This is a genomic window from Kitasatospora sp. NPDC088391 (genome assembly GCF_044753345.1).
Lineage (GTDB): Bacteria > Actinomycetota > Actinomycetes > Streptomycetales > Streptomycetaceae > Kitasatospora.
Window position 1 is genome coordinate 529,827 of sequence record NZ_JBIVNB010000003.1, and the last position, 19,324, is coordinate 549,150.

At 75.8% G+C, this 19,324-nt stretch carries 13 protein-coding genes, 3 tRNA genes and 1 pseudogene; 11 read left to right on the forward strand and 6 right to left on the reverse strand.

Annotated features, from left to right (window positions below):
* Positions 1-54 precede the first annotated feature (54 nt).
* Positions 55-342: pseudogene (locus ACIQBJ_RS11040) on the forward strand (DUF4396 domain-containing protein); the annotation flags it as partial.
* Positions 343-393: 51 nt separating this feature from the next.
* Here the strand turns inward: ACIQBJ_RS11040 and ACIQBJ_RS11045 are convergent.
* Positions 394-1,155, reverse strand: a complete 762-nt coding sequence (locus ACIQBJ_RS11045) for a hypothetical protein (RefSeq protein ID WP_400707143.1) — start codon at positions 1,153-1,155, stop codon at positions 394-396.
* Between the two features lie 133 nt (positions 1,156-1,288).
* On the opposite strand from ACIQBJ_RS11045, the gene ACIQBJ_RS11050 reads away from it, so the two are divergent.
* Positions 1,289-1,966: a response regulator transcription factor gene (locus ACIQBJ_RS11050; RefSeq protein WP_400707145.1), complete on the forward strand. Its 678-nt coding sequence runs from the start codon at positions 1,289-1,291 to the stop codon at positions 1,964-1,966.
* A 133-nt stretch (positions 1,967-2,099) separates the two neighbouring features.
* Positions 2,100-3,527, forward strand: a complete 1,428-nt coding sequence (locus tag ACIQBJ_RS11055) for a sensor histidine kinase (RefSeq protein ID WP_400707148.1) — start codon at positions 2,100-2,102, stop codon at positions 3,525-3,527.
* 7 nt (positions 3,528-3,534) lie between these two features.
* Here ACIQBJ_RS11055 and ACIQBJ_RS11060 read toward each other — a convergent pair whose 3' ends face one another.
* Entirely contained in the window at positions 3,535-6,894 is a 3,360-nt protein-coding gene (locus ACIQBJ_RS11060) for a PAS domain-containing protein (protein ID WP_400707151.1), read from the reverse strand.
* Between the two features lie 203 nt (positions 6,895-7,097).
* On the opposite strand from ACIQBJ_RS11060, the gene ACIQBJ_RS11065 reads away from it, so the two are divergent.
* The 3 genes from ACIQBJ_RS11065 to ACIQBJ_RS11075 all read left to right on the forward strand — a co-directional run bounded on the left by ACIQBJ_RS11065 (position 7,098) and on the right by ACIQBJ_RS11075 (position 7,557).
* Positions 7,098-7,188, forward strand: a tRNA-Ser gene (locus tag ACIQBJ_RS11065).
* A 183-nt stretch (positions 7,189-7,371) separates the two neighbouring features.
* A tRNA-Arg gene (locus ACIQBJ_RS11070) sits at positions 7,372-7,447 on the forward strand.
* A gap of 34 nt (positions 7,448-7,481) precedes the next feature.
* Positions 7,482-7,557: transfer RNA gene (locus ACIQBJ_RS11075), tRNA-Arg, on the forward strand.
* 84 nt (positions 7,558-7,641) lie between these two features.
* On the opposite strand, the gene ACIQBJ_RS11080 is transcribed toward ACIQBJ_RS11075, so the two are convergent.
* Both ACIQBJ_RS11080 and ACIQBJ_RS11085 read right to left on the reverse strand, forming a co-directional pair.
* Positions 7,642-8,841 (reverse strand): globin domain-containing protein, encoded by a 1,200-nt coding sequence (locus ACIQBJ_RS11080; RefSeq protein WP_400707154.1) that lies wholly within the window; start codon positions 8,839-8,841, stop codon positions 7,642-7,644.
* 9 nt (positions 8,842-8,850) lie between these two features.
* A complete protein-coding gene (locus ACIQBJ_RS11085; protein WP_400707157.1) occupies positions 8,851-9,267 on the reverse strand; it encodes a globin domain-containing protein in 417 nt (138 codons plus the stop codon).
* A gap of 328 nt (positions 9,268-9,595) precedes the next feature.
* Here ACIQBJ_RS11085 and ACIQBJ_RS11090 point away from each other — a divergent pair, with 328 nt between their 5' ends.
* The 3 genes from ACIQBJ_RS11090 (at position 9,596) to ACIQBJ_RS11100 (ending at position 15,789) form a co-directional block, all read left to right on the forward strand.
* Positions 9,596-13,138: an Ig-like domain-containing protein gene (locus ACIQBJ_RS11090; RefSeq protein ID WP_400707160.1), complete on the forward strand. Its 3,543-nt coding sequence runs from the start codon at positions 9,596-9,598 to the stop codon at positions 13,136-13,138.
* A gap of 201 nt (positions 13,139-13,339) precedes the next feature.
* A complete protein-coding gene (locus ACIQBJ_RS11095) occupies positions 13,340-14,776 on the forward strand; it encodes an SPFH domain-containing protein (RefSeq protein ID WP_400707163.1) in 1,437 nt (478 codons plus the stop codon).
* Positions 14,773-15,789, forward strand: coding sequence for a C40 family peptidase (locus ACIQBJ_RS11100; protein ID WP_400707166.1), 1,017 nt, complete (start codon positions 14,773-14,775; stop codon positions 15,787-15,789). The genes ACIQBJ_RS11095 and ACIQBJ_RS11100 overlap by 4 nt, the downstream gene beginning before the upstream one ends.
* A gap of 262 nt (positions 15,790-16,051) precedes the next feature.
* Here ACIQBJ_RS11100 and ACIQBJ_RS11105 read toward each other — a convergent pair whose 3' ends face one another.
* The gene (locus tag ACIQBJ_RS11105) at positions 16,052-17,008 is read right to left on the reverse strand and encodes an aldo/keto reductase (RefSeq protein ID WP_400707169.1); all 957 of its coding nucleotides are present in this window, start codon (positions 17,006-17,008) and stop codon (positions 16,052-16,054) included.
* A 149-nt stretch (positions 17,009-17,157) separates the two neighbouring features.
* Here ACIQBJ_RS11105 and ACIQBJ_RS11110 point away from each other — a divergent pair, with 149 nt between their 5' ends.
* Entirely contained in the window at positions 17,158-17,358 is a 201-nt protein-coding gene (locus ACIQBJ_RS11110; protein ID WP_400707172.1) for a hypothetical protein, read from the forward strand.
* Positions 17,359-17,524: 166 nt separating this feature from the next.
* A complete protein-coding gene (locus ACIQBJ_RS11115) occupies positions 17,525-18,379 on the forward strand; it encodes a tyrosine-protein phosphatase (protein ID WP_400707175.1) in 855 nt (284 codons plus the stop codon).
* Positions 18,380-18,389: 10 nt separating this feature from the next.
* Here the strand turns inward: ACIQBJ_RS11115 and ACIQBJ_RS11120 are convergent, their stop codons facing one another.
* On the reverse strand, positions 18,390-19,268 hold the full coding sequence (locus ACIQBJ_RS11120; protein ID WP_400707178.1) for an RNA polymerase sigma factor SigF: 879 nt from the start codon (positions 19,266-19,268) through the stop codon (positions 18,390-18,392).
* Positions 19,269-19,324: the final 56 nt, after the last annotated feature.

A 19,324-nucleotide genomic window follows, 5' to 3' on the forward strand; every position in this document is an offset into this window, starting at 1 on the left:
CCCCCACGGAGCGGCCGGGCCGACCGCACCCATGGTGCTAATCTGTGCACCCCCTTCGGCTACGCGCTGACCATGCGCGGGGTGCTGAAGGCGGGCCTGCCCTTCAAGGACGCGCTGAAGGTCGCGCTGGCGGCCGACACCGTCTCGATCATCGTCATGGAGCTGATCGACAACGGCGTGATGGTGGCCGTCCCGGGGGCGATGAACGCCGGACTGGGCCAACTGCTGTTCTGGGTCTCGCTGGCCGGGTCGCTGGTGCTGGCGTTCCTGGTCACCGTCCCGGTCAACCGCTGGCTGATCGGCCGCGGCCGGGGCCACGCGGTGGTGCACGCCTACCACTGACGCCCGTGGGGTGCCCCGGTACGGACCGGGGCACCCCACGCACGTTCCGGGTCAGCGCCCGTCGACCACGCTGTTGCCGGTCACCGACCCGTCGGTGCCGTCCACCGTCACCAGGTGGCGCACCCCGTCCGGGCCGAGCACCGTGACCGCCCAGGAGCTGCCGCCGCCCTCGCGGCCGACCACCGCCAGCCCCGCGACCTTGCCGCCCGACACCGCGCCCGCGGCCTTCGCGACCGCCTGGTCGGCGGTCACCCCGGGCAGCGGCGCGGGCGCCACCACGGCGCCCCCGGCGACCGACCCGGCACCCGGCACCCCCGGCACTCCGGGAGCCCCCGGCGCGCCCGGAGCGGTCCGCCCGCCCGGCACCGCCCGCGACCGGCCGTCGTGCTCCCGCGTCCCGGCCCGGCCGTCCCGCTGCTTCGGACCGGCGACCCCGGGGGCGTCCGGACCGAACGGGACACCGGGCCGCTCCGGGCGGTCGGGGCGGTCCGGGCCGAAGAACCCGACCGCCCGCGACCGGTCGTGGTGCCGCTCCAGCGCGACCCCCGAGCCGACCGCCGCGACCCCGAGCACCACCACCGCGGCGACGCCCAGCGCCCAGCGGCTGCGCCGCCGCCCCGGCAGCCGGAGGTAGCGGCGACGGGAGGCCGCCCCGGCCGCCGTGGTGGCGGCCGTCTTCTCGAAGCCGGGCCCGAACGACCCCGGCGACTGCGACCCCGACGACTCCGGGTCCGACGACTCCGGGTCCGACGACTCCGGGTCCGGCGACTGCGGCCCCGACAACTGCGGGTCCGGCGACTGCGGTTCGGACATGCGCGTACGACTCCCTCGACGACCTGGCCCCGGCCGGTTCGCTCCGGCCGGGCGCCCAGCATCCCCCCAGCCGCCTGAAGCCAGGCTGAAGCCGCCCTGTCCGTCCCGCCGGACGCCTGCGACGCTGTCCCCCATGCGCGTACTGGTGGTCGAGGACGAACGGCGGCTCGCCGCCACACTGCAGCGCGGGCTGCGGGCCGAAGGCTTCGCCGTCGACCTCGCCCACGACGGCGAGGAGGGGCTGTGGCTGGCCACCGAGCACGACTACGACGTCATCGTGCTCGACATCATGCTGCCCCGCCTCAACGGCTACCGGGTCTGCTCCCGGCTGCGCGAGGCCGGTGACGACACCCCGATCCTGATGCTCACCGCCAAGGACGGCGAACTCGACGAGGCCGAGGCCCTGGACACCGGCGCCGACGACTTCCTCTCCAAGCCGTTCTCCTACGTGGTGCTGGTCGCCCGGCTGCGCGCCCTGGTCCGCCGCACCGGTCGCCGCCTGCCGCAGACCCTGGAGTTCGGCGACCTGGTGATCGACCCGGCCCGCCGGACCTGCACCCGGGCCGGAACCGAAGTACGGCTCACCGCCAGGGAGTTCGCGGTACTGGAGTGCCTGGCCCGGGCCGCGGGCGGGGTGGTGTCCAAGCGGGAGATCCTGGAGAGCGTCTGGGACTCCGCCTTCGACGGCGACCCCAGCATCGTGGAGGTGCACATCAGCGCCCTGCGCCGGAAGATCGACGCCCCGTTCGGCCGCAGCGCGGTCGGCACGATGCGCGGGGCCGGCTACCGCCTGGCGGTGGACGGTGGCTGACCCGACACCTCCACCGGGCCGCCGACTCCGCACCGGACCGGGCACACCGCGGGCCACGGCGAGTCGACTCCGCGCCACGACAAGCGGATTGCGCGCCGTCGTCCGTCAACTGAGGTACCAGGCAGCCAGGTTGGTGCCCCGCTCGGTGCGCGCCCGGGCGACCTTCGCCGCCACCGCGGTGGTCGCACTCGCCCTGGGCGGCACCTCGCTGGCGCTGCTCGGCGTGCTGCACGCCAACCTGACCCGCGACGTCCGGCAGACCGCCGCCCGGCAGGTCGACGAGGTCGCCGCGGTGGCGACGCGCGAACACCTGCCACCGGTCATCGCCAGCCCGGGCGGCGGATCGGTCCGGGTGTTCGATGCCGACGGACGGCTGGTGTCGGCCACCATCGACGTGCTGCCCCGGGTCGGCCCGCCCGTCCCCGAACCGCCCGCCCCGGGCGGCCCCGCCGCCCCGTTCAAACGCCAATTCCGCCGCCCGGACGGCGATCGGGGCGTCATCGCGCTGATGGACGACACCGGGCAGCGGGTGGTCTCGGCCTCCGTCACCGGCCCGGACGGGCGGCTCACCATCTACGCCTCCGCCTCGCTCGGCCCGGTGGACGCGGCCGGCCGGACCGCCGCCGCCGCGCTCGCCGTCGGACTGCCGCTGCTGGTCCTGCTGGTGGCCGCGGTGACCTGGCGGGTCGCCGGCCGGGCGCTGCGCCCGGTGGAGGCGATCCGCGCCGAGGTCGCCGAGATCACCGGCCACGACCTGCACCGCCGGGTGCCCGTCCCGGGCACCGGCGACGAGGTCTCCCGGCTCGCGGTCACCGTCAACGCCACCCTGGACCGGCTGGAGGACGCGGGACGCCGCCAGCGGCGCTTCATCGCCGATGCCTCGCACGAACTGCGCAGCCCCATCGCGGTGTTGCGCACCCAGCTGGAGGTGGCACTGGCCCACCCCGACCCCGACCTCTGGCCCGAACTGCTCACCGACGCGGTGCAGGACACCGTCCGCCTGCAGGACCTCGCCACCGACCTGCTGCTGCTCGCCCGACTGGACGCCGCCGACCCGGTCGCCACCGAACTCCTCGACCTGGATGTGCTGTTCGCCGAAGTGCTGGCCGCCCGGACCGCCGACCGGATTCCGGTGCTGGCCGAACTCGCCCCCGACGTCCAGGTGTTGGGCAATCGCACCTGGCTGACCAGGCTGCTCACCAACCTGGTCGACAACGCCCAGCGCTACGCCGACGGCACCGTGCGGGTCCGGCTCACCACCGGCGCGGGCACGGCGGTACTGGCGGTGACCGACGACGGCCCGGGCATCCCGGAGCCGGACCGCGAACGGGTCTTCGAGCGCTTCACCCGGCTCGACGACGCCCGCAGCCGCGAACTGGGCGGCGCCGGACTGGGGTTGGCGATCGCCCGGGACCTCGCCGAGCACCACGGCGGCACCCTGGCCGTCGAACCCGCGGAACCTGCGGAACCCGCCGAACCCGCCGACTGCCCCGCGCGCGGAGCCAGGCTGGTGGCCCGCCTCCCGCTGGCCGGGATGCCGGCGGGCCGACAGCAGATCTGACGGACCGTCAGAAAGCGCCGCTCCCGGCCGTCACGACCTGCTCCAAGGAGCCGATCCGGGCCAGCAGTTCGACGATCCGGCCCTGCACCTCGTCGGTGGTGGAGCGCTCGGCGAGGAACAGCACGTTCTCGCCGGTGCGCAGCCCGGCCCGGGCCTGCGGATCCAGGTCGGCGGAGGTGTAGACGACCAGCGGGGTGCGGTGCAGCCGGTCGTTGGCGCGCAGCCAGTCGAGCAGGCCGGGTTCGGAGCGCTCGATCCGCTGCAGGTCCAGCACCACCAGGTTCGGCTGGATGGCACTGGCCCGGGCCACCGCCTCGTGCTCGTCGGCGGCGTGCTCCACGTGCATGCCGCGCCGCTCCAGCCCGGCCACCAGGGCGGCCGCGACCTCCGGGTCGGACTCCACCAGCAGCACCCGGGCCGCGTGGTTCTCGCCGTCCCGGGGGGCCAGCGCCCGCAGCAGGACGGCCGGGTCCGCGCCGTACGCGGCGTCCCGGGTGGCCTGGCCGAGGCCGGCGGCCAGCAGCACCGGGACCCGCCCGGCCAGCGCGGCGGTGCGCAGCGCCTGCAGGGCGGTGCGGGTGATCGGCCCGGTCAGCGGGTCGACGAACAGCGCGGCGGGCGTCTGCGGCACCTGCGCGTCGACCTCCTCGCGGGTGGCCACCACGACGGGCCGGAAGCCCCGGTGCTCCAGCGCGCCCCGGGTCGACGGGTCGGGCTCCGGCCAGACCAGCAGGTGGCGCGGGCCGTCGTGCGGGTGCGGCCGGGCCGGGGCGAGTTCGGCGACCGGCCGGGGCGGCGTCCGCCCCTCCGCCTGGCCGGACCCGCCGGGCAGTGCCAGGGCCGTGCCGGGCCCGCTCCCGGCCGGGGACTGTCCGTCGGCCGTCTCCGGCCCGGCGGTCGGCCGGTCCGGCTGCGGGGCTCCCAGCGGCCGCGGCGGCACCAGTTCGCCGAGTCCGCTGCCGATCGGCTGCGGCTGGGCCTGCTCCACCGCGGCGGGCACCGGGGCGGGTGCCGCCGGGCGGGCGACGGCCAGCGCCGTGGACGGCTCGCCGACCGGCGCGGGCGACCCCGTGGGCGGCCCGGCGGGCGACCCGTCGTGCGGGGCCGTGGGCGGGGCCATCGGCGGGGCGATGGGCGGTGCGGTCGGCGCGGGCGGGGCGATCGCCCGGGCGTCGGCCGGGTCCGCGGGCGCCGGGTCGGCGGCGGGGACGGGCGGCAGGACCGCCGTCACCTCCTCCGCGCTCTCCACGGTGTTGGCGGGCAGGGCCAGCCGACGGCGGCGGCCGGTGGGCTGGGCGGCCGGGGCGACCGGCGGCTCCGCCGGGACGGGCGGCAGGGTGTGTTCGAGGCCGGGGTAGACGACCGCCCCGGGGTCGGGGACACCGGGGATGTGCAGGGCGGGGGAGCTGTCGTCGGCGTTCGGCGCGGCGGCCCGGCGGGCCCGCCGCCGTCCGCCGCCCTCGGCGGTCGGCCTGGCCTCCGCCGCCCCGTGGCCGTCCGCCGCCGCGTGGCCGTCCGGCGCGGCGTCCGGCGCGGACGGGCCGGGGCCGAGCGCGATCGGCGCGCGCGGGGCCGACTGCTCGGGCGCGCCGGGGCCGTTGCCCCAGGAGTCGTCCTCGCGCGGCGCGCGGGCCCGGCGGCGGCCGTGCCCCTGGGTGTCGTCGGCCCGCGCGGCGGCGTCCGGCCCGGCCGCGGGGGTCGCCGGAGCCGCCGGGGCCGCGCCGTCGGCGGCGGGCCGCGGCTCGGACGCCCCGGGCTGCCCCGGCAGGTCGGGCAGCATCGCGGTGTCGGAGTCCTTCGGCACGTGCGGGACGTGCCGCTGCAGGTCGGGGGCGCCCGAGCCTTCGCCGTCGGGGTCGAGCGGCAGCTCCACCACGTAGGTGGCGCCGCCCCCGCCGGGCAGGTCGTGGCGCTGCAGCACGCCGCCGTGCCGCTCGACGACGGCGCGGGCGATCGGCAGGTGGACGGCGCTGGCGGTGCGGGCGGGGCCGCGGACCTCGATCCGGGCGACGCTGCCGCGCTGGGCGGCGGCCAGCACCACCATGGGGGGCTGCTCGCCGGCCGGCGCGGGCTCGGCGAACGGCGCGCCGCCGGGGGCCGGGTCGGCCTCGGCGCGGGCGGGCTCGGGCACGGGGGCGACGCCGCTGACGTCGGCCACCAGGTGGGCCAGCGCCCGGGCCAGCCGCTCGCGGTCGGCGAGCACCTTCACGGCGGCGGCGTGCACCGAGTACCGGACCCGGCCGGGTCCGACCAGTTCGCCGGCCCGTTCGACGGCGAGCTGCACGACCTCGTCCAGGCCGGTCCGCTCGCGGTCGAGCTCGGCCTTGCCGCGGTCGGCGTCGGCCTCGAAGCGCTGGTGCTCCAGTACGCCGTCGATGAGCCGCCCGAAGCGGCGGCACTCGTCGGCGAGTCGGCGCAGCGTCCAGTTGGCCTCCGGCCAGAGCTGGCCGGCCGGGTCGGCGGCGAGGGTGTCGATCCGGCGGTGCAGCGCGGTGAGCGCGCCGCCGAGCTCGGACTCCAGCACGGCGGTGAGGTGCTCGTTGCGGGCGGTGAGCGCGAGTTCGCGGGTGCGGTCGGTGAACGTCATGACCGCGCCGACGAGTTGCTCGCCGTCCCGGACCGGGGCGGTGGTCAGGTCGACGGTGACGGGCCGGCCGTCCTTGCGCCACAGCACGGTGTTGCGGATCCGGTGCTTGCGGCCGGAGTGCAGGGTGTCGACCAGCGCGGAGCTCTCGGCGGCGAGCGGGCTGCCGTCGGGCTGCGAGTGCTGGATCAGCGGGTGCAGCTCGCGGCCGCCGAGCTCGCTGGCCCGGTAGTCCAGGATGTGCGCGGCGGCCGGGTTGACCAGCACCACGCGACCTTCCAGGTCGACGCCGAGGACGCCCTCGGCGGCGGCCCGCAGGATCATCTCGGTCTGCTTGTGCTGGCGCCGCAGTTCGGACTCCACGCCGAGGCGCGCGGACAGGTCGCGCACCAGGAGCAGCAGCAGGTCCTGGTCGGCGGTGGTGAAGGACAGGTAGCCGCGCGCCTCCCCGCCGCCCTCGTCGGTGAAGTCGTTCCCGGACACCTCGACCGCGAACTCCGTCCCGTCGGTGCGTCGGGCGGTCATGCGGACGGGTCGGTCCAGGCTCTCGGTCTCGCTCGCCGGTGGCCGCATCGAACCGGGGATTCGGCTGGGGTCGAACTCCGGCAGCAGGTCCAGGACGCCCCGCCCGATCAACGAGGTGCCGGGGGCCTGGAGGCTTTCCACGGCGGCCTTGTTGACGTCGACCACGGTGCCGTTGCTGTTCACCAGCAGCAGCGGGTCGGGCAGTGCGTCGAGTATCGCGGCGAGGCGAGCAGCGCCTCGGGTCGGCCGGCTGCTCACGTCGACGGGTCTCCTCACGGCTTCGGGCCGCCGCTGCGACGTGGCGGCTTCGGCTCTCCTCGGAGACGGAAGTATCTCATTCTTCTTTGCGCCGTGGACGACCCGGCCAGTATCGTTGTGGTGGTTGGTGCCGGGGCCGTTGCCTGTGGCATCATCGCAGTCGCACGGAGTACGGCCGGAGTCCCGGTCGTGGTCCGGGTGTTGGAGGCGTCGCCTAGTCCGGTCTATGGCGCCGCACTGCTAATGCGGTTTGGGCTTTACCGTCCATCGAGGGTTCAAATCCCTCCGCCTCCGCCTCACCGGGAGCCCCGTCGGTCACTGACCGGCGGGGCTTCGTCGTGTCCGCCCCGCGCCGGGGTGGCCCGGGCGGGCGGGCGTCCTCGCAGGTTGGGGGCTGTGGACAATCGATTTCGCCCCCGGTCCACGGTCATGTAATGTTGTCCCCGCACCGCCCAGGAGGCCAGTCCGCCGGGGCGAGCGCTCATAGCTCAACGGATAGAGCACTTGACTACGGATCAAGAGGTTGCAGGTTCGAATCCTGCTGAGCGCACCAAACTCCGCTCGCGGTCCCGCAAGGGTCCGTCCGAGCGCTCATAGCTCAACGGATAGAGCACTTGACTACGGATCAAGAGGTTGCAGGTTCGAATCCTGCTGAGCGCACCAGCCGAAGGCCCCGGGTTCCCACCCGGGGCCTTCGTCGTTCTGCGGCTGCTGCGCGGCTGCTCCGCCGCCGTTGCGTGCGGCGGTTCAGCCGAGTTCGGTCCGGTTGATCCAGGGCACGTCGCGCTCCTCCAGGAACCACTCCGCGGGGGTGAGCGGGCGGCTGCGGTTGAACGTCGCGGTGACGGGGTCGTGCCGGACGAGGTCGGGTTCGGCGTCCTGGTCGAGGAGTTGGGCGACGACGGCGGGCACCAGGTCGGGCGGTCCGGAGACGTGGACGTCGTGCCCGGAGCAGTCGCCGTACCCGGCCAGGCCGTCGCGGAGCAGCCGGGCGGCCTCGGCGCGGGAGGCGCCGGCCTCGGGCGCGGAGAGCACGACGTGCAGCCAGGCGTGCTCCCGGATCAGGGTGTGCACCGTGTCCAGGTCGTACTGGTCGGCGTCGCTGCGGGCGGCGACGAAGACCGTGGTGGGCCGTCCGCCGTCCTGGGCGAGTTGTTCCAGCAGGGCCCGGACGGGGGCCCAGCCGGTGCCGCCGGCGACCATCAGCAGCGGGCGGTCGGAGCCGGGGGCGAGCACGGCGTCGCCGAGCGGCGGGCCGAGCCGGAGGGTCTCGCCGGGCCGGACGTCGTCGACCAGCGCGGTCGACAGCAGCCCGTCGGGGACCCGGCGGACGTGCAGTTCCAGGGTGTGGTCGGGCCGGGGGGCGCGGGCGGGGGAGTAGGGGCGCCAGACCTGCGGCTGCCGGTCGGAGCAGACCGTCAGGTACTGGCCGGGGGTGAAGCCGTAGGGCCGGTCCGGTCGCAGGGTGAGCACCGCGAGGTCGGGTCCGGCCCGGCGGTGCTCCAGCACCTCGGCGTCCCACCAGCGGGGGGTGTCGGCGGGGACGGCCGCGGCGGCGTCGATCATCGCCTGGGAGACGACGGTGTACACCTCGGTCCAGGCCTTCTCGATCTCGGGGGTCCAGGAGTGGCCGGAGAAGTGCTTCAGCGCGGCGATCAGGCTGGCCCCGACGGCGGGGTAGTGCTCGGGCGCGGCCCGGAACTTCCGGTGGTCGCGCCCGAGCGCCGCCAGGTAGCCGGTGAGCTTCCCGGGGTCCTCCAGCCGCAGCACGAGTTGGGTGAGCGCGGCGAAGAGCCGGTCCCGCTGTTCGGCGAGCCGGGCCGGGAAGAGTGCTTCGACACCGGGGTTGTTGGTGAACAGGTGGGCGTAGAAGTACTTGGTCAGCTGATCGGCGCGGCGCTCGACGACGGCGAAGCTGGCGCGGATGACCGCGGGGTCGAAGGGCACCGGGGGTTCTCAGCCCGCGGCGGCTTCGGTCAGGGCCGCGCCCATGACGTCGGCGACGACGCCGTACAGCGCGGTCCAGGACGCCTCGATCTCCGGCGTCCAGGCGTCCCCGGCGAAGTGCGCGAGGGCGGCCAGCAGGCTGGCGCCGACGGCGGGGAAGTGCTCGGGCAGCGCCCCGTAGCCGGCGTGCCGGCGGCCCAGTTCCCGCAGCACGCCGACCACGGTGTCGGTGTCGTCGAGGTGGGCGACCAGGGTGCCGAGGGCGTCCCAGAGCCGGTCCTGCTGCTCGTTCAGGTGCTCGGCGAAGAGCTTGCGCACATCTGGATTGTGCTCGAACAGATGGGCGTAGAAGTAGGCGGTGACCTCGCTGCCGTGCGGCTCGACGACGGCGTGGCTGGCCCTGATGAGTACGGGATCGATCGTCACGGCCGTCGACTCTACTGATAAACAGACCAATTCGAACAGAGTGATCTGACGGATGGTCAGAGACTGGGCAGTAACGTCCGATTGGTTCACGTTCGGGTGAGTTGACGGCGTGTCGGGCGGGTATCCCGATGCTGCTGATGGAGTGGCCGCCAATCGGGTGGTGTCAGGTGAATTGACCAGGTGTCGAGGTATGACCGAAACCAGATCGTGATTCCCTTTTGTCTGATCGTCAGCTCCGTCCGAATGCGGGAACCGGGGCGGCGAACCGTCGGACGCCGGGCGGCATGGACGACGCGGACGACGCGGACGACACCGAGAGGAGAGCCGGATGTGCCGACAGTTCCCCCACCGGGCTCCGACCGCCGACGCCCGCCCGGTCCACCGCGGCCGCCCCGACGACGGACGGCCCGATGAAGGACGCCCCGACGGAGGAGGCCCCGACGGCGGACGATCCGCCCGCGGACGGCCCGACGGGGGCGGGCGGCGGTCCCGGATCGGCCGCCCCACCGCCGTCCTGCTCGCCACCTGGCTGCTCGCCGGCCTCGGGGCCCCGCCGGTCGCCGCCCAGCAGACCCCGGACAGCTGGTCCGCCGACCGCCGCGCCGTGCTCCCCTCCGGCCTCGGCATCCAGTTCGACTACGCGGCGGTCCCGGGCGTGACGGTCGCCGTCGCCACGGGGAAGCTCGCCGCCCGGTCGGGCGACGGCGGCAGCCCCTACAGCGACGGCATCCGCCCCGGCGACCCGGCCGAGACCTTCCTGGCGGCCGAGCGCCGCCCCCGCGCCGACGGTTCCTGGCACACCCTCGGCACCCTCCAACTGACCTTCTCCCGCCCGGTCCGCAATCCCCGACTGCACGTCAGCGGCCTGTCCGCGTCGGCCACGTCGAAGGACGGCACGACCACCACCAGCACCCGCCTCACCGTCGCCGGCGGCAGCCCCGCCGCCCCCGCCCTGGTCGGCCGCACCGGCTGGCCGGGCTGGACGGTCGGCTCCGGCCAGCTCGCCCCGGCCGGGAGCCCCGACCAGGACGGCGCCGACGGCTCCGGCACCCTCGAACTCGCCGGCACCGTCGGCACGGTGACGCTCCGGGTCGAGCAGCGCGCCACCGCCAGGGCCGGCTCCACCACCCCGCCCGCCCCGCTCGGACAGGCGTGGACGGTCACCCTCGACGAGGACCTCGGCAGCGCCCCGCAGGGCTACGGCAACGCCTCCCACCTGATCTCCGACCTCTTCCTCGGCCAGGACGCCGCCCCCGCCTCCCGGACCAGGGCCGGCCTCGCCCAGAGCGTCCAGGACCCGCTCCAGCCCGGCCCGCCCGACCCGCCGCCGCCCCCGCCCGCCGACGCGGGCCCGGTCGCCCCCAGCGTCGAACTCGACGGCGGCGAGGGCCGCCGCAGCCCCTGGGCCAGCCCGCCCCCGCCGCTGCTGCAGCCCGGCCGCGCCGAGTACCAGGGCGCCGACCCGACCCTCGCCTTCCCCAACGAGGCCGCCGTCGGCCGCAGTTACCACCTGGACGTCCCGGTCGCCGCCGGCGGCGCCCCCGCGGTGCTGGCCGGCTGGATCGACTTCGACCACAACGGCCGCTTCGACCCGCTGGAACGGGTGCAGGCCGAGGTCCCGGCCGGGGCGTCCACCGCCGCCCTGGAGTGGCAGGTCCCGCCCGGCGCCGCGGGCGGCGAGACCTGGGTCCGGCTGCGGCTGGCCCGCAGCGGCGCCCAACTCGTCTCCTCCGGCGGCTTCGCCGACTCCGGGCAGGTCGTCGACCAGAAGATCGGCTTCGCGGTTGGCGCCGCCAAGCCCGAGGTCGCGCTGCCCGTCCCCGGCACCGTCACCAGGGAGCCGCGCCCCGAGTTCCGCGGCGACGGCGCGCTGCCCGGCGCGAGCATCGCCGTCCAGGAGAACGGCACCACCCTGTGCACCGGCAGGGCCGCCAACGACGGCTCCTGGAACTGCCGCCCCGACCGCCCGCTCGCCGAGGGCGCGCACATCCTCGTCGCGGTCGAGACCACCCGCAGCGGGACGGTGCTGCGCGGCGACCCGTTCCGGCTGACCGTCCGGACCACCCCGCCGACCGCCCCCGTCCTCACCCTGCCCGCCTACACCAACGACCCCGGCCTGCTGCTCACCGGCCTCGGCGAGCCCGGCTCCACCGTCACCGTCGCCGCGGACGCCCCCGGGCACCCCGCCACCGACCTCTGCTCCACCGGTGTCGCCGCCGACGGCACCTGGTCCTGCCTGCCCGTGGAGAACCTCCCCGACGGCCGCTACCGGCTCGTCCCCCGGGCCCTCGACGGCGCGGGCAACAGCGCCGAGGGCAAGCCCGTCGCCCTCACCGTCGACACCGTGGTCCCCGACCGCCCCCGCCTGACCTCCCCCGGCGCGGGCGAGACCCTGCACACCGCCCGTCCCCGACTCGCCGGCCGCGCCGAACCCGGCACCACCGTCACCGTCACCGCCGCCGGCCACCGCGACACCGACGAACGCACCACTGTCTGCAGCGCGGTCACCGCCCCCGACGGCACCTGGTCCTGCACCGCCATCCACGACCTCGCCCCCGGCGACCTCACCCTCCTCCCCACCGCCACCGACCCCGCCGGCAACGGAACCCAGGGCGACCCCGTCACCGTCCACTTCGCCGCCCCGCCCGCCTCCGAGCCACCGGCGGTCACGGCCTCCCCCTCCGTTTCCGTGACGCCCTCGGCGAGCGCTCCGGCCTCCGCGACCGTGGCGCCGACGCCTTCGGGCGGTGGCTCGGTGAGCCCGGAGCCGTCGGTTTCGCCTTCTCCGAGCGCGAGTTCGTCGGCTTCGGCGGTTCCTGCTCCGAGCGCGGTTCCGTCGGTCTCGCCGTCGCCCGAGGTGCCGGTGGTGCCGGTGGTGCCGATCGTCGTGCCGACGCCTTCGGGCGGTGGGGCGGTGAGCCCCGAGCCGTCGGTTTCGCCTTCTCCGAGCGCGAGTTCGTCGGCTTCGGCGGTTCCTGCTCCGAGTGCGGTTCCGTCGGTCTCGCCGTCGCCCGAGGTGCCGGTGGTGCCGATCGTGGTGCCGACGCCTTCGGGTGGCGGTGCGGTGAGCCCCGAGCCTTCGGCCTCGCCGTCGCCGGTGGTGCCGACGGCTGTGGGCGGTGGTTCTGTGAGTCCCGAGCCGTCGGTTTCGGCTGGGGCTTCCCCGGGCGCGAGTTCGTCGGTCTCGCCGTCGCTGTCGCCGTCGCCGTCCGTGTCGCCCGTGGTGTCGGGGCCCGGTTCGGCCTCCTCCGCTCCGAGTGGGGTTCCGTCGGGTTCGGCGTCCGTTGCGGCGGTCTCCCCGAGCGCCTCGCCGGTGGGTTCGGTGGCGCCGAGCGTGGTGCCTTCGGCTCCGGCGGCCTCCGCGTCGAGTGTCGTTCCCTCCGAGGTGCCGACGGCTCCAACGGAGTTGACGCCGCCCGTGCCGCCGGAGCTGCTGGCGGTCATGGTGCCTGCGCCGACGGCAGGTCAGGAGGCTGTTCCGGCTCCGGCTCCGAGTCCGTCGCTGCCGCAGGCACCGGTCACCCCGCCGGTGCCGAGCCCGGTCGCGCCCACCCCGCCCACCCCGGCCGTCCCGGCGCCCTCGGCGGACGTGACGATCCTCACCGCTCCCGCCGCACCTCCCTCCGTCGCGGTCCTGCCGCCTGACGGGCCGTCGGCTCCGGAGGGCGTGGAGGATTCGTCGGCCGCCGAGGACGGGGCGGCGAGCACGAAGGCGTTCGCCGCACCGCCGCCGGATGCGGTGGAGGCCGCGCACCGGGCGGCGGCGACCGGGTGGCGGGGGGTGGCTTGCGGGGCGCTGCTGGTGGCGGCGGCGTTCGGGCTGCTGGCTCGGCGGGTGTTCGGCCGGGGGAGTGGTAGGCGCCGTCGCTGACGGGCTGCCGGGTGCTCGTCGGTCCGTCCGTTCCCGCAGCTCACGGCGGACGGGTCGGTGGGCCCTCGTGGCAGCTGACGGATCGACACGCCGCATGGCAAATGTCGCATTTGATGACTTATCAACCTAGCCTGAGTCTGGCACTGCCCGTCAGATCCGGGCCGCCCGGTGCGCGACACTCTGAACCCTTAGGACACGTGCATGGACGTCACCCGCGACTCGTCGCCGCGACCCAACTCCTGGCCCCCCGCCGCACCGGAACCCCCCGTCGGTGCGACCCAACTGACCAAGGCGGTCGCCAAGGCGGTGAGCAAGCCGCTGATCAGGACCGCCCCGCCCGCCGAGGACGCCGGCTCCGGCCTGGAGCCCGGGTTCGACCGGGGCCCGGACACCGAGCGGCTGCCGGTGGTGGGCGCGGTCGTCGACCCGCCCGCCCTGCTGTCCCTCGGGGCGGACGACCCAGCGGCCCTCCCGCCCGCGCCCCGGACCGTCCCCGAACCCGGCGGCCTGCGCGCACTCGGCGCCTCCACGGCGAACGCCTCCGCAGCGAGCGCCTCCACGGCGAACGCCCCGGCCACGAAGGCGTCCCGCGCGTCCGCCCCTCCCGCGACGGGCGAGGCGGACGCGTACCCGGCGGGAGCGGAGGCCGCCTCCGCGCACCGGCGTCCGCCGCGCGCCGACCAGTCGCTGCGCGAGCGCCGCGCCTTCGCCCTGCCGGGCTGGCTGCCGCTGCTCGCGCTGCTGCTCGGGGCGGCGGGCGTGCTGCTGGTGCTGGCCCGGGCGGGGGTGATCCCGCACCTGTCGGGGCTGCCCGACCTGCGCGGCCCGGCCGCACGGGCGAGCGGACAGGCCGAGTTCGGCGACCGGACGATCGCCTCGGTGAGCGCGATCGGGCTGGCGATGCTGACCGCGCTGGCCGGGATGCTCTCCAACCCGGGCGGCGAGACCCGGGTGCTGACCCGCTGGGGACGCTACCGGGGCACGGTGCGCCGCACCGGCCTGCTCTGGGTGAACCCGCTGGTGCGCCGCCACCGGGTGGACGTCCGGCTGCGGCACTGGCGCAGCGAGCCGGTGCACGTCACCGACCGGGCCGGGACGCCGCTGGTGGTGCGGCTGCTGATCGTCTGGCGGGTCAAGGACACCGCGCGGGCGACGCTGGGCATCGCCGAACACGAAACGTATCTGCGGGAGCAGGTACAGGCCGTTCTCACCCGAACCGCCTCCGTCCTGCCGTGCGACTCCAACTCCGCGCCCGGGCCCGCGCTGCGCGACGGCCACTGGTTCGCCGACGAGTTGACCCGCGCGCTGGCCGCCGAGACCGCCCCGACCGGCATCGAGGTGTACTCGGTGCAGCCGCTGGCCCTGGACTACGCGCCGGAGGTCTCCGAGTCGATGCGCCGCCGCCGGCTCGCCGACCTGGACGCGGGGCTGCGGACCGTCCTGGTGGACGACGCGGTGGAGGCCGCGGCCCTCGCGGTGCGCCGCCTGGAGCGCGCCACCGCCCACGAGTTGGACGACAGCGCGCGCAGCGCCCTGATGGAGCAGCTGCTGGTCGCGTTCGTCGCCCCGGCCGGGGTCACCGCCTCGGTGCCCGCCCCGGCCGCCCGTCCGAACCGCAAGGAAGGGAGGCCCGCGTGAGGAGCGCGCTCGCCTCGATATCCACCGACCCCGCCGACCTGCCGGGCTGGTCCGACGCCCCGCTGCTGGGCTTCGCCGAATCCGACGGAGCGTCGGTCTGCCGGTGCGCCGGGTGCCGCCGTCCGGCCGTCCGCACCGCCGGTTCCGGCGCGGTCGAGCGGGCGGGCCGAATACACCGCGCCGTGCGGTCGACCTGCCTGGCCACCACGGTGCTGGCCGGTGCCGGAGTGGCCGGTCTCGGGATCGGCGCGACCACCGCGCACGCGGCGCCCGCCCCGTCCGGACCGGGCTGGGACGGCCAGGTCTACTGGTTCAAGAGCGTGTCGGGCCAGTGGCGCTACACCAGTCACTACGAGGTGTACGCCGCCCGGACCGGCGGGGCGAAGGCGGCTCCCGCCTCCGCCCCCGCCGCCTCCTCGGCCCGGCCGCAGGGCCAGCCGGCCGCCGCGCCGTCCTCGGGCGGCATCCGGCAGGGCTGGGACGGCCGGGTCTACTGGTTCCGGGGCGTGTCCGGCGAGTGGCGCTACACCAGCCACTACGACATCTACGTGGCCCGGACCGGCGACCGCGGCGGTGACCGCGGTGGTGACCGGGGCGGGGCCGCGGACGACCGCGAGGTCCGGCCCGCGGAGGCCCCGGCCGCGTCGGCCGGTGTCGAGGCGGCGGTGTCGTACGCGCTGGCGCAGGTCGGCAAGCCCTACGTGTGGGGTGGTAACGGCCCGAACGGCTTCGACTGCTCGGGCCTGGTCCAGCAGGCGTTCCGCCGGGCCGGGATCGCCACCCCGCGGGTCGCCGACGACCAGTACCGGGCCGCCACCCCGATCGACGCGGGGCAGCTCCGCCGCGGCGACCTGGTGTTCTGGTCCGGCAACGGCCGGGTCTCCGGCATCCACCACGTGGCCGTCTACCTCGGCGACGGCACCTACGTGGAGGCGCCCCGACCGGGCAAGGACATCCGGGTCTCCCGCCTCAACAGCGGGTACTACCCCGACTTCTTCGCCCGGGTGGGGTGAGGACCCGTCACCGGGGTGACACCCACTCACCCGCCTGACGGGCCGTCACTCCGGCGACAGCCGTTCACCGGAGCGGCGGCCACTCACCACCGTGAAGGCAATTCACCGCCGTTACACCCTCTAACGGCCATGAGGGCCTGTCACGCACGCAAGGCGCTCTCCCGCTCCGAACGACCGGGGGAGCGCCTTCCGCGCGCACGGAGCCGAACCGGCCGGACCGGACCGGCCGGCTGAACCCGCCGGCCCGGCCCGGCCGCCCGGATCAGGCGGACGCGGCGTCGAGCGCCTTCAGCTCCTGCTCGGTCAGTCGCAGCCCGGCCGCGGCCAGCAGCGGCGGCAGCTGCTCCACGGTGCGGGCGCTGGCCAGGGGCGCCGCGACCGTCGGCCGGGCGGCCAGCCAGGCGAGGGCCACAGTGGCGGGCTCGACGCCGTGGGCCCCGGCGACCTCGTCCAGGGCGGCCAGCACCCGGGGGCCGCGCGGGTCGTCCAGGTAGCGGCCGGCGCCCTGGGCGCGGGCGCTGTCCACGGCGGTGCCGGGGCGGTACTTGCCGGTCAGGAAGCCCGAGGCCAGCGCGTAGTAGGGGACGGCGGACAGCCCGTGGGCGGCGACCACCTCGGCCAGCGGGCCCTCGTAGGTGTCGCGGGAGACCAGGTTGTAGTGCGGCTGCACGGCGACGTACGCCGCCAGGCCCTCGCGCTCGGCGAACTCCAGCGAGGCGGCCAGCCGCTCCGCGCCGATGTTGGAGGCGGCGACCTCGCGGACCTTGCCCGCCCGGACCAGCTCGTCCAGGGTCGTGACGATCTCCTCGACCGGGGTGTCGAGGTCGTCCCGGTGCGTGTAGAACAGGTCGATCCGCTCGATGCCGAGCCGCCGCAGCGAGGCGTCCACGCACCGGCGCAGGGTCTCGGGCCGCAGGTTGTCCAGGCCGGGCGCCATCCCGGCCTTGGTGGCGATCACGACCTGCTCGCGGTTGCCCCGGCTGCGCAGCCAGTCACCGATCACGGTCTCCGACTCGCCGCCGGAGTTGCCCGGCACCCAGGACGAGTAGGTGTCGGCGGTGTCCACGAAGTTGCCGCCCGCGGCGGTGTAGGCGTCCAGGACCGCGAAGGACTGCTCCGGGTCGGCCGTCCAGCCGAAGACGTTGCCGCCGAGCGAGAGCGGGGACACGGAGAGGTCGGAACGGCCGAGGGTCACCCGTGGGGTGTCACTGTTCGTCATGCAGCGGGACAACCCGTTCGGGTCCGTCCGGATTCCGCCCGGGCGGCCGCGGTTCCCGGGACTGCCGAGGTGAGGGGTCGGTGCAGACCTGCGCCGGGGCGGGGACCGGGGTGTCGGCGGGCCACCGGGGTTGGCTAGAGTCCCGTTCCATGGCTGACAACGACTACGACCCCGCCGGCTCCACCCAGATGTTCCGGGCGTTCGTCGACGAGGCCCCGGCCCCGCAGGCCCCGGGCACCGTCACCACCTACGGCAGCGCCGCCACCAAGAGCCGCACCCCGCTGTTCGTCGTCGGGGCCGTGGTGGCCCTCGTCGTCGTGATCGGCGTGATCTGGCTGGCCGTCAAGTAACCCCCGGCCCCGCCCGCACGGCCGCCACCGGAACCGGTCGGACCCGCCCGTACCCGCCCGCGCGGCCGGTCGCGGCCGACCGGGGCCGACCGGGTGCCCCCGGCGGTCCCGGGCCGCAGCGTGCCTACACTGGCCGGTACTCGTCGAGCCCAGCCAGGAGGCACCCGTGACCGCGCCGCCCACCGAGACCGCCCGCAGCCTCGGCCTGGCCGCCGCCGTCAACGCCCGTGACCTGGGCGGATACCGCACCGCCGACGGCCGCCTGGTGCGCTCCGGCGCGCTGCTGCGCACCGAGGCGCTGGGCCGGCTCGGCGAGGACGACCGGGCGCTGCTCGGCGCGCTCGGGCTGCGCCACGTCGTCGACCTGCGCAGCCTCGACGAGGTCCGCCACTTCGGCGCGGACCTCGTGCCCGGCCTGCCCGTGGCCGAGCTGCCGCTGGACGCCTCCGCGACGCTCTCCGTCCCGGCGCCGGACGGGGCCGGCCCGTCCCTGCACCACCTGCCGGTGTTCTCCGCCGACTTCGACCTCTACGTCGAGCTGCGCCGGGCGCTGGGCACCGGCGACCCGGCCGCGATGCACGCCGTCCTCGGGGACGGGCGGGGCGCCGCGATGATGACCTCGATGTACCGCTGGTTCGTCACCGACGCGACGGCCCGTTCGCGCTTCGCCACCGTGCTGCGCCTGATCGCCGAGGCCGACGGCGCGCCGGTGCTGTTCCACTGCACCGCGGGCAAGGACCGCACCGGCTGGACGGCGGCGCTGCTGCTGACCGCGCTGGGCGTGGACCGGGAGAGCGTGCTGGCCGACTACCTGCTCACCAACGAGCGCTCCGGCGCGCTGATCGACCGGGTCGACCCGCTGATGCGGCCGCTGGCCCGGGCCGAGTCCGGCTACCTGGAGGCGGCCTTCGAGGAACTCGCCCTCGGCTGGCCGTCGTTCGAGGACTTCTGGCGGGACGGCCTGGGCCTGACCGAGGACCACCTCGACCGGCTCAGGGCCGCCTGCACCGTGCTCGGCTGAGTCGCCCCGGTCACCCCTCGGCGGTCAGGCCCTCGCGCAGGTGGGCCAGGGTCTTGGTGAGCAGGCGGGAGACGTGCATCTGGGAGATGCCGATCTCCTCGCCGATCTGGGACTGCGTCAGGTTGCCGAAGAAGCGGAGCATGATGATGCGGCGCTCGCGGGGCGGGAGCTTGGCGAGCAGCGGCTTGAGCGACTCGCGGTACTCGACGCCTTCGAGGGCGAGGTCCTCGTAGCCGAGGCGGTCGGCGAGCGGGCCGTCGCCGCCCTCCTCCTCGCCGGGGGCGGAGTCCAGCGAGCTGGCGGTGTAGGCGTTGCCGACGGCGAGGCCCTCCACCACGTCGTCCTCGGAGACGCCGAGGTAGGCGGCGAGTTCGGGGACGGTGGGGGAGCGGTCGAGGCGCTGGGAGAGGTCGTCGCCGGCCTTGGTGAGGGCGAGCCGGAGCTCCTGCAGGCGGCGGGGGACGCGCACCGACCAGCTGGTGTCGCGGAAGAAGCGCTTGATCTCGCCGACCACGGTGGGCATGGCGAAGGTCGGGAACTCGACGCCGCGGTCCGGGTCGAAACGGTCGATCGCCTTGATCAGGCCGATGGTGCCGACCTGGACGATGTCCTCCATCGGCTCGTTGCGGCTGCGGAAGCGCGCCGAGGCGTACCGCACCAGCGGAAGGTTGAGCTCGATCAGGGTGTCGCGGACGTAGGCGTGCTCGGCGCTGTCGGGGTCGAGGACGGCGAGCCGGCGGAACAGCGCCCGGGACAGCGTGCGGGTGTCGAGGGCCCGGTCGGGAGCCTCGGCCGGGCCGGCCCGGTCGGGGGCCTCGGCGGGTCCGGCCTGGGCCGGGATCGTTGCGGTGACGGACTCGATGACCGCACTGCCCTGTTCTGTGAACACGCGCCCACCCCCATGTGACTGCCTGTTCGGCGGGCGCCGCCGCACTGTGGCGCCCG

What these genes read in the sequence shown, in the direction of transcription:
- ACIQBJ_RS11045 (WP_400707143.1), bottom strand. Translation starts at nt 1,155, where the DNA reads ATGTCCGAACCGCAGTCGCCGGACCCGCAGTTGTCGGGGCCGCAGTCG.
- ACIQBJ_RS11050 (WP_400707145.1), top strand. Translation starts at nt 1,289, where the DNA reads ATGCGCGTACTGGTGGTCGAGGACGAACGGCGGCTCGCCGCCACACTG.
- ACIQBJ_RS11090 (WP_400707160.1), top strand. Translation starts at nt 9,596, where the DNA reads ATGTGCCGACAGTTCCCCCACCGGGCTCCGACCGCCGACGCCCGCCCG.
- ACIQBJ_RS11095 (WP_400707163.1), top strand. Translation starts at nt 13,340, where the DNA reads ATGGACGTCACCCGCGACTCGTCGCCGCGACCCAACTCCTGGCCCCCC.
- ACIQBJ_RS11105 (WP_400707169.1), bottom strand. Translation starts at nt 17,008, where the DNA reads ATGACGAACAGTGACACCCCACGGGTGACCCTCGGCCGTTCCGACCTC.
- ACIQBJ_RS11110 (WP_400707172.1), top strand. Translation starts at nt 17,158, where the DNA reads ATGGCTGACAACGACTACGACCCCGCCGGCTCCACCCAGATGTTCCGG.